This window comes from Microbispora sp. H10885 (assembly GCF_014161415.1).
GTDB classification, from domain to species: Bacteria; Actinomycetota; Actinomycetes; order Streptosporangiales; family Streptosporangiaceae; genus Microbispora; species Microbispora triticiradicis.
This window is the reverse complement of sequence record NZ_JABBWY010000008.1, coordinates 388,228-401,261: the sequence shown is the minus strand read 5'-3', so window position 1 is coordinate 401,261 and position 13,034 is coordinate 388,228. Positions and strand designations below refer to the sequence as shown.

Sequence of the window (13,034 nt, the reverse complement as noted above, 5' to 3'; positions counted from 1 at the left end):
CCTTGCTTTGTACTGTCTGCAGACAGGCCGACCCGCGTGGGGTTGGCCGCTCCTCCCACAGGTCCCGCTACCTGCCTGATCCGCTCACCGTGAGGACCACCTCATGACCGAAGAAGCGGTACCCCCCGTTGTCGAACCCGTCGCGTCCACCACGGCGCCCGCCACTGTGGCCGACCCTGTGGCCGGCCCTGTGGCCGACCCTGTGGCCGACCCTGTGGAGGACGAGAGGCTCTACCTCGCGGAGGTGTTCGGCCTGGCGAAGAAGCTGGACGGCACCTGGCCGCTCTTCGCCCGGAGCCTGGATCCCGCCACCGACCCCGCACGCCTGCGCGGCCGCTACCGGTCGGCGGCGGTGTCCACCGCCCGCTGGTCGATCCGACGGAGAAACGTCGATGGGTATGTGTCTCTGCTCGCCTTGCTACTGATGTTCGCCGTGGCCTGCACCGTCCTGGTGACGATCTTCTCCGTCGACTCCTGGCAGGAGCTCAGACGGGCCGCCGGCGGCCTCGTGGTCTTCTTCGTAATCGCCTGGTGGTCAGAGAACCGCCGCCATCGCCCGCTCTTCCGCCTCATCGATTCGCTGGTCTCCGTCGTGGGATTGGGTTGCTTCCCGGTCGCCCTGTACGGCCGCTACGCGAGCGGCCCCGCATGGGCCGTCGGCCTGGCGGGCCGGTGGTGGATGCCGATCGTCCAGAGCATCGGCGTCTTCTGCGTGGGCCTGGTCCTCGCGTGGGCTCCGGTTCAGGGGGCGATGCGGCTGTGGGACCGCGAGTCCCCCACCTTTCCCGCCGAGCCCCTCTTCGAGCACCTGACGACCATCCTCGCCCGCACCGAACCCGACCGTCGTGGTCAGCTCCCGCCCAAAGCTCGTCAGGAGATCCTCACCCTGCTGGCCAAGGTCGCCGTCCTCCTGCGGGCAGGGATCCCGGCCGCCGCCCGCGGTGGAACCTCTCTGACCAGGGCCGTCGTCCGTGCCCGTGCGATCGAGGCTTCGAAAGCGGTCGTCGACCTCCAACTCTGGATCGCGCTGCCGTCCCCGACCAGCCACGACGACTTCCGCACCCGCATCGCCGAGCTGACCCGCACCATCCTCACAGCCGAGTACGACCGGCTCCCCATCCGCGAAGCCACCCCCGAGGCCACGCGCCGCACCTGGCACGCCCGTGCCGTGGAGACCACCCGAACCCTGATCATCGCCCTGGTCCCCCTCGCCGTTCTTCTCGTCGTCCACCGGCTGGGCCTCACGCTCCCGTCTCCTTTCGACGACGGCGCCTTGATCGCCGCCCTCGCCTGGGCCGTCGTCCTCCTCCTGGGTCTCCTCGATCCGAACTTCCCCACTCATCTGGCCGCCGTCCGCGATCTGACCTCCCTCAACCCGTTCACGGAGAAGAACCCGGGCAGACGGCTCAGCCCGTGACCGGTGGTGGTGCTGGTGCCTCCTGCGAGCGGGTGCGTCTGTCGAGGTCCTGGACCCACTTGACCGCGACCGCGGCGACCTGGATCAGCTCATCGCGCAGGCGGTCGGCGTCGTCCTCGGCGAACGCTTCGAGCACCTCCTCGTGCAGGATGTGCCGCCAGGTCAGCCGGCCTTCGGCCGCGGCGTCGGTCACCGCGCGCTTGGCGAGGTCGGCCTCGGGTCCGTACCCGGGCCCGGTGCCGTCGGCGTGGTCCTGTACTCCCCACATTGCATCCTGGGCGGCCCGTTCGGCTGCCACGTCGCTCAGCACTCGGTTCAGCGACCCAGGCAGGCCGTAGTCGCCGGGTTGTGTCATGGTGCCGGTGTCCTTCCTTGGACGGCGCGTTGGAGGTCGAGCCTGCCAGACGGCGTCGAGCAGCGGATCGAGGGCTGCAGGTGTCAGCCGGACGAAGAGCCCAACGTGCCGCGCATGGCGTGCAAAGCGTCGTGCAGATCGTCCCAGGGGAAGGAACCCGCTCCGGGTACGCCTGAATCGGGTGCGGGGAGCCGGTCCCAGTCGAGAATCACCCGCACGCCCCATTCCTTGAGCCGGGCCACGCTGACGGGGAAGGCGGGGTGCCTCGCGAGCGCGTGGTTGGGCCACGGCACGGCGACTATCGGCAGGCCGAGGCCGATGGCCTCGTTCAGCAGGCCCAGCGCCAGGGTGTCGCTGATGCCCTGGGCCCACTTGTTGGTCGTGTTGAAGGTCGCCGGGACGACCGCCATGGCGTCGGCCGGAGGCAGCACGTCCGGTTCCTCGGGCCGCTTGTAGTCGTACCGGACGGGATAGCCCGTGAGCGTGCTGAGCCGCTCGGCGTCGACGAACTTCATGCCTGACGGCGTCGCGATCACACAGACCGTCCAGCCGTCCGCCTGAAGGCGCTCGACGAAGGCGGGGAGGTCACCCGCCGGCCGGCCCCCGCACGCGATCACATACAGAACCGGTGTGCCTTCTGCCATATCCCGCCGTTCTCCGTCTCGTTTCGTCAAGGACTGCTGGGTGGGATCTCGGCTCGCTAGCCGAGTGTCGTGTCGCCGAGGGATGCGAGGAGGGTGCGCAGGGCGTCGGCCAGGTGGTCGCGGTCACGGGGGCCCAGGGCCGCGAGCAGGCGCTCCTCGTTCGCGACGTGCGGTGCCAGCATCTCGTCCACGAGTGCGACCCCGCGGTCGGTGAGCCGCACCCGGACCGACCTGCGGTCCTCCTTGTCCGGCAGGCGGTCGACCAGCCCTTTGGCCACCATCCGGTCGATCCGGTTGGTGATCGCGCCGGAGGTCACCATCGCCGCCTTGACCAGGGCGCCCGCCGCCAGCTCGTACGGCGGGCCCGAGCGGCGCAGCGTCGCGAGCACGTCGAACTCCCAGTGCTCCAGCCCGTACGAGGCGAAGAACTCCTTGAGTTCCCGGTCGAGCAGCTTGGCCAGCCGCGAGACCCGGCCGACCACGCCCATCGGCCAGGGGTCCACGTCCGGCCGCTCCCGCCGCCACTGATCCAGCAACAGGTCCACCGCATCGCCCACAGACACCCCTCCAGATATCTCAACGTTCGTTTACTTGACGCTGAAGCTTCGTGGATGTTTTTATCTCAACGTTGAGATTATCAACGGAGGAGTAATCATGGGAGCCTCGAACCGCACATCCCTGTCGATCGCGGGCACACTCGCCATCACCGGGCTCACCCCGTTGGTCTGGGGCTCGACCTACGCCGTGACGACCGAGTTCCTGCCGCACGACCGGCCGCTGTTCACAGCGCTGACGAGGGCGTTACCGGCCGGGCTCGGGCTGCTCGCCGTCACCCGCGTGCTGCCGCGCGGTATGTGGGTCTGGCGGGCCGCGCTGCTCGGCGTACTGAACATCGGGGCGTTCTTCCCGTTCCTGTTCCTCGCGGCGTACCGGCTGCCCGGCGGTGTCGCCGCCGTACTGGGCGCGGCGGGCCCGCTGTTCGCGCTCGCCTTCGCCCGCGCCCTGCTCGCCGAACGGCCGACCGGCCGGAAACTGCTCGCCGGTCTCGTGGGGCTAGCCGGTGTCGGCCTGGTCGTCCTGCGCGCCGACGCGGCGCTCGACACGGTCGGGGTGCTGGCCGGGCTCGCCGGGGCCGCCTCCATGTCCGCCGGAACCGTGCTGACCAAGCGCTGGGGCCGTCCCGAGGGCGTCGGCGCCCTCGCGCTAACGGGATGGCAACTGACCGCGGGCGGGCTGCTGCTCCTCCCGGTCGCCCTGCTCATCGAGGGGGCGCCGCCCGCGCTGACCACCGAGAACATCCTCGGCTACGCCTATCTCGGGATCGTCGGCACCGCCTGCGCGTACTGGATCTGGTTCCGCGGCATCTCCCGGCTCCCCGCGACCTCGGTCGCCTTCCTGGCCCTGCTCAGCCCGGTGTCGGCCACCGTGATCGGCTGGGCGGCGCTCGGTCAGGCCCTCACCCCGATCCAGCTGCTCGGCATGGCCCTCGCCCTCGCCGGCACCCTGCTCGGCCAGGCCTCCGCGTCCTCTCCCCACCGGCCTCCCGTACGGCCCGCCGTTCCGGGCGGTGGTTCCGTCCCGTTGGACGATCTCCCATGCAAGGCCGTCGCCTCCTGACTCTCCGCAGGCGACACGCGTGCACGGTGGCCGGGCGTCCGGACGGGCGTGGGAGGATTTTCACGTTGTGTTGCGACGAGCGGAGGGCGGCGCGATGCGCGAGGAGACGATCGGCGACTTCCTGTTCCACCTCGCCGACCGGGTGCCGGCGCCCGGCGGAGGCGCCGCCGCGGCCCTCCAGGCCGCCCAGGCCGTGGCGCTGCTGGGGATGGTCGCGCGCTACAGCACCGGCGAGAAGTACGCCGAGCACACGTCCCTGATCGAGCGGATCATCGGCGAGACCGACGTGCTGCGATCGGAGGCGCTGCGCCTGGCCGAGGACGACGCGGCGGCCTTCGGGGCGGTCGCCGAGGCCTACAAGCTGCCCAAGGACACCGACGAGGCGAAGGACGCCCGGTCAGCCGCCATCGCGCGGGCGCTGGTAGGGGCGGGCACCGTGCCGGCGAAGGTGGTGGCCGTCGCCCGGCGGGCCGTCGAGATCGCCGAGGAACTGTTGCCCGTCGCCAACCGCAACGTCGTCTCCGACGTCGCCGCCGCCACCGAGGCCGCCCGGGCCGCAGCGGCCACCGCCCGGGTGAACATCGAGATCAACTTGGGCGGGATCAAGGACGAGAAGGTCCGCGCCGGACTGGCCGCCGAGGCCGCGGAGGTGGACGACGTCGCCGCGCGTGCCGAGCAGGTCACCGCCGCCGTACGCGAGGAGATCGCCAAGTGAGCGCCCGCGTGCTGTCCGGCAAGGAACTCGCCGCGTCCATCCGGTCCGAGGCCACCGGGCGGGCCGCCGAACTCGCGGCGGCCGGGACCCCGGCGAAACTCGCGGTCGTCGTCGCCACGGCGGACGAGTCCAGCGCCTGGTACGTCCGCTCGATCGCTCGGGCCGCCGAGAAGTCCGGGATCGTCTGCGAGATCGTCGACCTCGGCGCGGAGGCCGACCCCGCCCTGATCCACGACAGGCTGGCGTCGCTGAGCGCCGACGACACCGTCCACGGGATCATCCTCCAGACCCCGCTGCCGCAGGGGGCCAGGCTTGAGGATCTGGCCGGCGCCATCGCGTTCGAGAAGGACGTCGACGGCGCGAACCCGCTGTCGCTCGGCCGTCTGGCCGCGGGGTTGCCCGCGTTCGCACCAGCGACCGCCGAGGCGGTCGTGGCGATCCTCGACCACCACGGGATCGACCTGGCCGGCCGGCACGTCGCCGTGGTGGGCCGCTCAACCGTCGTCGGCAAGCCCGCCGCCCATCTCCTGCTGGACCGGAACGCCACCGTGACGGTCTGCCACTCCCGTACGAGGGACCTGGCCGCCGTCACCTCAGCAGCCGACGTGGTCGTCGCGGCGGTCGGCCGCGCCGGTCTGATCACGGCCGAGCACGTACGCCCGGGAGCGGTCGTGGTGGACGTCGGCACCAATCCCACCGAGGACGGCGGCCTGGTCGGCGACGTGGACGCGGTCGCGGTCGCCGACAGGGCCGGGGCGCTCACGCCCGTGCCCGGCGGCGTCGGCCCGGTGACCACCGCCCTCCTGCTGCGCCACACCGTCCACGCCGCCCAACGCCACCTGCCGTGAGCCGGAGAGAACTTCGATGACCGGTGACGACCCCGAACCGTTCGTCTTCACCGCTCGCCACGGCCGAAAGCGAGAGGACACCGGTGTCGCCGCCCTCCTGTCGAGCGCGGAGGGTGCTCCGGCCGTCCTGCACGCCCTGCCCCGCGTCCTCCCCTGGGTCAGGCACCTGTCGGGCGACGAAAGGCAGCAGTTCGTCCAGGAGCTGCTGGACGCCACTCACGCGACACCGCACCGTGTCATCGCCGAGTGGCGGGCCGCCGCCCGCATACTGGCGAGCCCGGCACTGACCGCACAACTCACCCAGTCGCTTCCGGACGATGACTTCGGCGAGGTCCTCGCACCGTAAGCCCCTGATCAGTCGTCGCGAACTACCACCTCACACCCGGCCTTCCCACTCCGGCGGGGTGTAGCGGGCGAACATCTCCGTTCGCTGCTGGAGCGCGTCCTGGACGGCCTCCTCGTAACCCGGACGAGCGTAAGCGATCGCTCGCAGTCGCCACTGACGCAGCAGCGTCTGCACCTGGCTGAAGCGAGCCAGGTCGTGGACGGCGTCCAGCGCCTCCTCGTACTCCGCTTGGAACCGAGCTCGGTGTGCTGACGGAAGCGCCTCGAAGATCGCGTCCGGGTCCTTCACCGGTCCGGTGGGCGAGCGGTGAGTGCGCGGTGGAGGAGGGCGCGGGTGAGGAGGCGGAGGGCGAAGGGGAGGTCGTCGACCAGGTAGCGGCGGGCGAGGCGGTGGGGTTCGCTGATCAGGCGGAACAGCCATTCGAGCCCGTGGTCGCCCATCCAGCCGGGGGCGCGGCGCACCGATCCGGCGGCGAAGGCGATGGCCGCGCCGCAGCCGACGAACCACGTGCCCGGCAGGTCGGGCCGAAGCCGCGTGATGAGCCGGTCCTGCCGGGGGAACCCGAGACCCACGAAGACCAGGGACGGCCGCGTGGCGACGAGTCGCCCCCGCATCTCCGCCAGCGCCGCCGGGCTGGTCTCGAATCCGTACGGCGGAGCGTGGACGCCCGCCACCACCAGGCCCGGATGCCGCCCGCACAGCGCGTCGCGCGCCGCCTCGGCGACGCCCGGCGGTCCCCCGATCAGATAGACGGACAGGCCGCGCGCCGCGGCGGCTCCGGTCAGCGACCAGATCAGGTCGGCTCCCGTCACCCGCTCCGGCAGCGGACTCCCGAGCAGCCGCGACGCCCAGACCAGGGGCATGCCGTCGGCCACCGCGAGCTCGGCCGCGTCGATCAGCTCACGCAGCGACGGATCGCGGGCGGCGGCCCGGCAGATGTCGACGTTCGGCGTGACCAGGTGACCGCCCTCGCCGCGCTCCAGCGCGGCCATGATGTGCGCCACCACCCGCGCCTCGGTGAACGGGTCGAGCAGCACCCCGGCCACCGGAACTCTGTCCATCCCAGGCCCGACCGCCCCGATCCCGGCCGCGAACGCCGGGTCCAGAGCGGCTGTGGGGATCGATGTGGGATCGGCGGCCATCAGATGCCGTGGCCGCGCAGGTGGAGGGCGTGCAGTACGGCGCGCGGGGTGAGGAGGCCGCCGGCGACCGCCAGTGCCACCGCCGCGCGCGGCTCGCCCGGCCGGGCGGAGAAGGCCCGCAACGACCACCGGGCGGCCTCGCGGCGCCGCCCCAGGGCGGCGTGGCAGAAGGCGAGCTGCCCGTAGACGCGGGCCGCGCCGCGTGGCTCGCAGGTCAGGCCCGGATGCCGGGCGAGCATCCACTCAAGCCCCGCGATCCGGTCCGCCCACCGTGCCGCGTAGTGCGACGATCCCCAGCGCACCCGTACGAGCGGGTGGTCGACGTGGACGATGGGGTGCCGCCGGGCGGCCCGCAGCGCGAGGTCCCAGTCCTCGTTCTGGCCGCCGGGGGCGCTCTCGTCCACCCACACCGAGCCGCGCCGGAACAGGAACGTCGAGGAGTGGACCATCATCATCCTCGATCGGGTGAGGTGGTGGTGGGCGACCCGGTCGGTGCCGGCCAGCCGCGGCACGCGCCGCGTCCCGTACTCGACCTCGACCGCGCAGCTCGCGAAGGCCGCCGCGGGCTCCTCCGCGAGCGCGGCCACCTGGGCGGCCAGCTTGCCCGGCAGCCAGAGGTCATCGTCGTCGCAGAAGGCGACGAGATCGGTGCCCAGCGCGGCGATCCCGGTGTTCCTGGCGCCGGGCAGCCCGGGGGTGCGCCGGTTGCCCAGCACCCGTACGCCGCGCGGGCCTCCGCTCCCGGGCCCGGCCACGCCGGGCACCTGCCTGGCCACCAGCGGCGCAGGGATGCCGTCGGCCACGACCACCACGCGCACCTCGCCGCCGTACTCCTGGGCGAGCACCCCGGTCAGCGCGGCGCGGAGCGGGCCGGGCCGGTCGCCCCTGGTGGGGATGACGACCCCGACCGACGGCGTCATCGCCTGGCTCCCGGGGACTGGGCGAGGCGATAGCCGTACCAGAGGAGCAGCGGAAGGGTGAGCGCGGTGACCAGCCACCGCTGCGCACGCGGCAGCGGCGCGGGACGGTCGCGCAGCTCGACCGGGCCGACGGAGAAGCGCATCGGGTTGCCGGAGACGGTGTGGGCGACGCCCAGGCGCGCGTGGCGGCCGTCGAGGAAGTCGAGCCCGCCGGCGGACAGCCCGAGCCGTGCGGCCAGGCGGACGACCGTGGTGCGCGGGTCGCGCAGCAGATCCTCGTGCCGCACCCGGACGACCCGCACGCCCCTGCGGCGCAGGATCTCGAAGGCGAGGTTCTGGGCCAGCCAGTGGACGGCGGTCCTGGCGGGCGTCCAGCGGGTCATCGGCCGCCCGTTCTCGGGTCTGCGCACCCTGCGGCGCCAGGACGCGGCCACCGCCCGCGGGTCGCGCACCACGTGCACGACCCTGAGTTTCATGATCGAGGCCAGGCAGTACGCCAGCGAGGCGTGCTTGCTGGAGTCGACGACGACCCGGGCGTCGGCCGCCTCGGCCGCCGCCGCGTAGATGCGGGAGTACGACCGCACGTACTCGGCCAGTTCGGCCTCACGGCTCGGGAGCCCGAGGGCGAGGACGGGCAGCCGCCGGGTCCGGTCGACCCGCATGCGCAGGCTCGGGAGCCATTCCGCCTGGCTCTGCCGCCACTGCCCGAACGCGTGCTCACCCACCTTCGTCCAGAACGGGCACCGGGAGAACGGGTGCCCGCAGCCGCAGGGCTCGTCGGCCCGCACCCCGCGGTCCCACAGATGGACCACCTCGCCGAGCGGCGCCACCCCCGGCAGCTCGCCGAGCAGGCGCTCGATCAGGGTGCTTCCGCTGCGTCCCAGGCCGCCCACGAAGATCACCGGCTGAGCGTCGGCCACGTGCCCTCCACGAAACGGATGCTAAACGTGACGACCCTAGCGCGGAGAGTAATCCATCGACCGGCGATTCCCAAAGGATCTACCGGCGGGCGGGGTGGCGCCTTCCGTACGCGAACGGCCCCCGGCGCAATCGCGCTCGGGGGCCGATCAGGATGGAACTCAGACGTACCGGATCAGTGTGCGTCGACGATCATGCCGGCGCCGACGGTGCCGTTGGTGGCCTCGTCGATCAGGATGAAGCCGCCGGTGAGGCGGTTGCGGGCGTAGTCGTCCACGAACAGCGGCTGGGTGGTCCGCAGCGACACCCGGCCGATCTCGTTCAGGCCGAGGGAGGTGGCCGACTCGTCCCGGTGCAGGGTGTTGACGTCGAGCCGGTAGTGCAGGTCGCGCACCAGTGCCCGGGCCGTACGGGTGGTGTGCTTGATGATCAGCTTCGACCTGGGCTGGAGCTTCACGCCGTCGGCCATCCAGCTGACCATCGCGTCGATCTCCTGGGCGGCCTGCGGCTGGTTGTTCGGCCGGCAGATCATGTCGCCACGGGAGATGTCGATGTCGTCGGCCAGGCGCAGCGTGACCGACATGGGCGGGAACGCCTCCTCCACCGGCCCGTCGAAGGTGTCGATCGCGGCGATCGTGGTGGTCAGGCCCGAGGGCAGGTGCAGCACCTCGTCCCCCGGCTTGAGCACGCCGCCCGCGACCTGCCCGGCGTACCCCCGGTAGTCGTGCAGCTCCTGGCTCGTCGCGCTGTGCGGGCGGATGACGTACTGCACCGGGAAGCGCACGTCGACCAGGTTGCGGTCGGAGGCGATGTGCACGTGCTCCAGGTGGTGCAGCAGCGAGGAGCCCTCGTACCACGGCATGTTCTCGGAGCGGGAGACGACGTTGTCGCCGTGCAGCGCCGAGATCGGGATGAAGGTGAGGTCGCTCGCGTTCAGCTTGCTGGCGAACGCGGTGAACTCCTCGCGGATCTCGTCGAAGCGTGCCTCGGAGTAGTCGACGAGGTCCATCTTGTTGACCGCCAGGACCAGGTGCGGCACCCGCAGCAGCGTCGTCAGGAAGGCGTGCCGCCGCGACTGCTCCAGCACGCCCTTGCGCGCGTCGATGAGGATGATCGCCAGGTCGGCGGTGGAGGCGCCGGTGACCATGTTCCGGGTGTACTGGATGTGCCCCGGGGTGTCGGCGATGATGAACTTCCGCTTGGGCGTGGCGAAGTAGCGGTACGCCACGTCGATCGTGATGCCCTGCTCGCGCTCGGCCCGCAGGCCGTCGGTCAGCAGCGACAGGTCGGTGTACTCCGTGCCCCGGTCGCGGGAGGTCCGCTCGACCGCCTCGAGCTGGTCCTCGAAGATCGCCTTGGAGTCGAACAGCAGCCGCCCGATCAGCGTGGACTTGCCGTCGTCGACGCTGCCCGCCGTCGCGAAACGAAGGATGTCCATCAGAAGTAGCCTTCCTTCTTGCGATCTTCCATGGCGGCCTCGGACGCCCGGTCGTCGGCGCGGGTCGCGCCGCGCTCGGTGATCCGGGTGGCGGCGATCTCGTCGATGATCTGCTCGACGGTCGTGGCGGTGGAGGCGACCGCCCCGGTGCAGGTCATGTCGCCGACCGTGCGGTAGCGGACGACCGCGTCGAACACCGGCTCGTCCTCGCCCCGCTGGACGACCTCCGAGTCGGCCAGCAGCATGCCGTCGCGCTCGAAGACCGTGCGGGAGTGGGCGAAGTAGATCGACGGGATCTCGATGCCCTCCCGCCGGATGTAGTGCCACACGTCCAGCTCGGTCCAGTTCGACAACGGGAACACGCGGATGTGCTCACCGCGGCGGATCTTGGTGTTGTAGAGGTTCCACAGCTCGGGCCGCTGGTTCTTGGGGTCCCACTGGCCGAAGTCGTCGCGGAAGGAGAACACCCGCTCCTTGGCCCGGGCCTTCTCCTCGTCGCGCCGGGCCCCGCCGAACACCGCGTCGAACTCGTGCTCCTCGATGGCGTCCAGCAGGGTCGTGGTCTGCAGCCGGTTGCGGGAGGCCCGCCGCCCGGTCTCCTCGGCCACCCGTCCGGCGTCGATCGACGCCTGGACCGAGGCGACGACCAGCCGCACGCCGAGTTCGCCGACCCGGCGGTCGCGATAGTCGATCACCTCGGAGAAGTTGTGCCCGGTGTCGACGTGCATGAGGGGGAAGGGGATCGGCGCCGGCCAGAACGCCTTCTCCGCGACCCGCAGCATGACGATGGAGTCCTTGCCGCCGGAGAAGAGCAGACAGGGGCGCTCGAACTCGGCCGCGACCTCACGCATGATGTGGATCGCCTCGGCCTCGAGCACATCGAGCTGCGACGTGGTGTAGTCACGCTGAAGCATTCGGCTTCCTTCAGGGAGTCTGGCGATGCAGGTCACGGATTCCGGCGAGCAACGTTGGCGCCAGATCCGGTAGGGAGACCAGGATATCGGGGAGTGAGGGGTCACCCTGGTTGTAGGTCAGGGGTGAGCCGTCGATCCTGCTGGCGTGGGCCCCCGCCGCGAGCGCCACCGCGACCGGCGCGGCCGAGTCCCACTCGTACTGACCTCCGGCGTGGACGTACGCCTCGACCTCACCCGTGAGCACGGCGGCGATCTTCGCGCCGGCCGAGCCGATCGGGACGAGCTCCGCGCCGAGGCGGGCGGCGAGGTCGCGGACGAACTCCGGCGGCCGGGTGCGGCTGACCGCGACGCGGAACGGCTCGCGCGCCTTCTCCGGCAGCTCCGGCGGAGCCGCCGTCGTGAGCGTACGACCCTGTGCGGGCAGCGCGACGGCGCCCGCGCTGAGGGAGCCCCGCTCCCACAAGGCGACGTGGACGGCCCAGTCGGCGCGGCCCTCCTCGGAGAACTCGCGCGTGCCGTCGAGGGGGTCGACGATCCAGACGCGCTCGGCCGACAGCCGCCGGGGATCCATCCGCTCCTCGCGGGTCGCCTCCTCCGACAGCACGGCGTCGTCCGGGCGGAGCCGCCGCAGGGCGTCCATCAGGAACCGGTGCGAGGTCTGGTCACCGGCGTCCTTCAACGCCCGGCCGTCCTCGAACCCGAGGCGGACGCGCAGCTCCAGGAGCCGCTCCCCCGCCTCCGACGCCAGTTCCCCCGCGAGGGAATGGTCGTCCCGCATCGTCATCTTCAGTACGCTCCCGCCCCGCGTGCGACCGCGGCCCATGTCCTCCATAGGATCTGCAGATCCAGCCTGAGAGACCAGTTCTCGACATAACGCAGGTCCAACCGTACCGATTCCTCCCATGACAGGTCAGATCGGCCGTTAACCTGCCACAGTCCGGTCATCCCCGGGCGCACCGGCAGCCTCCCGCGTACGTCGCCGTACCGCGCGACCTCCTCCGGCAGCAGCGGGCGCGGCCCGACGAGCGACATGTCCCCGCGCAGCACGTTGAGGAGCTGCGGCAGCTCGTCGATCGAGTAACGCCGCAGCAGGGCGCCGAGCGGGGTGACCCGGGGATCCCTGCGCACCTTGAACAGCACGCCTCGGGCGTCGCTGGTCAGCTCGACCTTGCGGGCCTCCGCGTCGCGGTGCGTCGTGCGGAACTTGAGGATCGTGAACTCGGCGCCGTCCCGGCCCACCCGCCGCTGCCGGAACAGGGCCGGGCCCGGCCCGCTCACCCGTACGGCGACGGCGACGGCGGTCAGCAGCGGGGCCAGCACGATCAGCGCCACGGTGGCCACCAGCCGGTCGAAGACGGCCTTGACCAGCCGCCGCCACCCGGCCGGTCCGGCGTGCGGCGGCCCCGCGCGGCCCCCGGCCGCGGTCCGGCGCCGGCGCGGCCCGCGCCACGGACCGTACCGCGCGCAGAGGCTGAGCACGGCCGCGAGCGGCAGCGCGATCACGTACGGCGCCACGGACACAGTAACCTCGCCGGACCGGATCACGACGGCGGTGATCCCCGCGAGAAGGGCGCCCGCGATGGCGCAGACGACGGCGGCGAGCCGGTGTCGCACGGCCCACTTCGCCGGCCGCGCGGCCGGACGGCCGGGTGCGCCCCGCGACGCGCCGGCGGCGACCCGGGACATGTCGCCGTCCAGCACTCTCACCCCCAGTGATCGTCTTGCTACTGAACGTGATGGAATGCTAGCCGCCGCGCCCC

Annotated in this window: 15 protein-coding genes and 1 pseudogene; 5 read left to right on the top strand and 11 right to left on the bottom strand. The window is 71.9% G+C overall.

Features of this window, described 5'->3' with window-relative positions; genetic code table 11:
* Positions 1-103 precede the first annotated feature (103 nt).
* Positions 104-1,417: a hypothetical protein gene (locus HHX37_RS23145; RefSeq protein WP_182886725.1), complete on the top strand. Its 1,314-nt coding sequence runs from the start codon at positions 104-106 to the stop codon at positions 1,415-1,417.
* On the opposite strand, the gene HHX37_RS23140 is transcribed toward HHX37_RS23145, so the two are convergent.
* From HHX37_RS23140 to HHX37_RS23130, 3 genes are all read right to left on the bottom strand, one after another.
* Complete coding sequence (locus HHX37_RS23140; RefSeq protein WP_117409256.1) at positions 1,407-1,772, bottom strand: hypothetical protein; 366 nt, start codon at positions 1,770-1,772, stop codon at positions 1,407-1,409. The genes HHX37_RS23145 and HHX37_RS23140 overlap by 11 nt on opposite strands.
* 83 nt (positions 1,773-1,855) lie before the next feature.
* Positions 1,856-2,416, bottom strand: coding sequence for a flavoprotein (locus tag HHX37_RS23135; protein ID WP_182886724.1), 561 nt, complete (start codon positions 2,414-2,416; stop codon positions 1,856-1,858).
* Positions 2,417-2,472: 56 nt separating this feature from the next.
* Positions 2,473-2,973, bottom strand: a complete 501-nt coding sequence (locus tag HHX37_RS23130) for a MarR family winged helix-turn-helix transcriptional regulator (RefSeq protein ID WP_117409264.1) — start codon at positions 2,971-2,973, stop codon at positions 2,473-2,475.
* Between the two features lie 97 nt (positions 2,974-3,070).
* On the opposite strand from HHX37_RS23130, the gene HHX37_RS23125 reads away from it, so the two are divergent.
* From HHX37_RS23125 to HHX37_RS23110, 4 genes are all read left to right on the top strand, one after another.
* Complete coding sequence (locus HHX37_RS23125; RefSeq protein ID WP_182883319.1) at positions 3,071-4,033, top strand: EamA family transporter; 963 nt, start codon at positions 3,071-3,073, stop codon at positions 4,031-4,033.
* A gap of 67 nt (positions 4,034-4,100) precedes the next feature.
* Complete coding sequence (locus HHX37_RS23120) at positions 4,101-4,748, top strand: cyclodeaminase/cyclohydrolase family protein (RefSeq protein ID WP_310740482.1); 648 nt, start codon at positions 4,101-4,103, stop codon at positions 4,746-4,748.
* Positions 4,745-5,596 carry a bifunctional 5,10-methylenetetrahydrofolate dehydrogenase/5,10-methenyltetrahydrofolate cyclohydrolase gene (locus tag HHX37_RS23115; protein WP_182886723.1) on the top strand — a complete coding sequence of 284 codons (852 nt, stop codon included), beginning with the start codon at positions 4,745-4,747 and terminating at the stop codon, positions 5,594-5,596. Before HHX37_RS23120 ends, HHX37_RS23115 begins: the two co-directional genes overlap by 4 nt.
* A gap of 16 nt (positions 5,597-5,612) precedes the next feature.
* Positions 5,613-5,942 (top strand): hypothetical protein, encoded by a 330-nt coding sequence (locus tag HHX37_RS23110; RefSeq protein WP_182886722.1) that lies wholly within the window; start codon positions 5,613-5,615, stop codon positions 5,940-5,942.
* A 30-nt stretch (positions 5,943-5,972) separates the two neighbouring features.
* On the opposite strand, the gene HHX37_RS37015 is transcribed toward HHX37_RS23110, so the two are convergent.
* From HHX37_RS37015 to HHX37_RS23070, 8 genes and pseudogenes are all read right to left on the bottom strand, one after another.
* Positions 5,973-6,230, bottom strand: a complete 258-nt coding sequence (locus HHX37_RS37015; RefSeq protein WP_182886721.1) for a DUF6247 family protein — start codon at positions 6,228-6,230, stop codon at positions 5,973-5,975.
* On the bottom strand, positions 6,227-7,003 hold the full coding sequence (locus HHX37_RS37010) for a WecB/TagA/CpsF family glycosyltransferase (RefSeq protein ID WP_182886720.1): 777 nt from the start codon (positions 7,001-7,003) through the stop codon (positions 6,227-6,229). The genes HHX37_RS37015 and HHX37_RS37010 overlap by 4 nt, the downstream gene beginning before the upstream one ends.
* Before the next feature lie 80 nt (positions 7,004-7,083).
* Positions 7,084-8,004, bottom strand: coding sequence for a glycosyltransferase family 2 protein (locus HHX37_RS23095; RefSeq protein ID WP_182886719.1), 921 nt, complete (start codon positions 8,002-8,004; stop codon positions 7,084-7,086).
* Positions 8,001-8,924, bottom strand: a complete 924-nt coding sequence (locus HHX37_RS23090) for a sulfotransferase (RefSeq protein WP_310740481.1) — start codon at positions 8,922-8,924, stop codon at positions 8,001-8,003. Before HHX37_RS23090 ends, HHX37_RS23095 begins: the two co-directional genes overlap by 4 nt.
* A 173-nt stretch (positions 8,925-9,097) precedes the next feature.
* A complete protein-coding gene (gene cysN, locus HHX37_RS23085) occupies positions 9,098-10,360 on the bottom strand; it encodes a sulfate adenylyltransferase subunit CysN (protein WP_182883313.1) in 1,263 nt (420 codons plus the stop codon).
* Complete coding sequence (gene cysD / locus HHX37_RS23080; RefSeq protein ID WP_182883312.1) at positions 10,360-11,274, bottom strand: sulfate adenylyltransferase subunit CysD; 915 nt, start codon at positions 11,272-11,274, stop codon at positions 10,360-10,362. Before cysD ends, cysN begins: the two co-directional genes overlap by 1 nt.
* 10 nt (positions 11,275-11,284) lie before the next feature.
* Positions 11,285-12,058: a 3'(2'),5'-bisphosphate nucleotidase CysQ gene (locus tag HHX37_RS23075; RefSeq protein ID WP_310740479.1), complete on the bottom strand. Its 774-nt coding sequence runs from the start codon at positions 12,056-12,058 to the stop codon at positions 11,285-11,287.
* 2 nt (positions 12,059-12,060) lie between these two features.
* Positions 12,061-12,702 (bottom strand): annotated as a pseudogene (locus HHX37_RS23070) (sugar transferase); the annotation flags it as partial.
* Positions 12,703-13,034 lie beyond the last annotated feature (332 nt).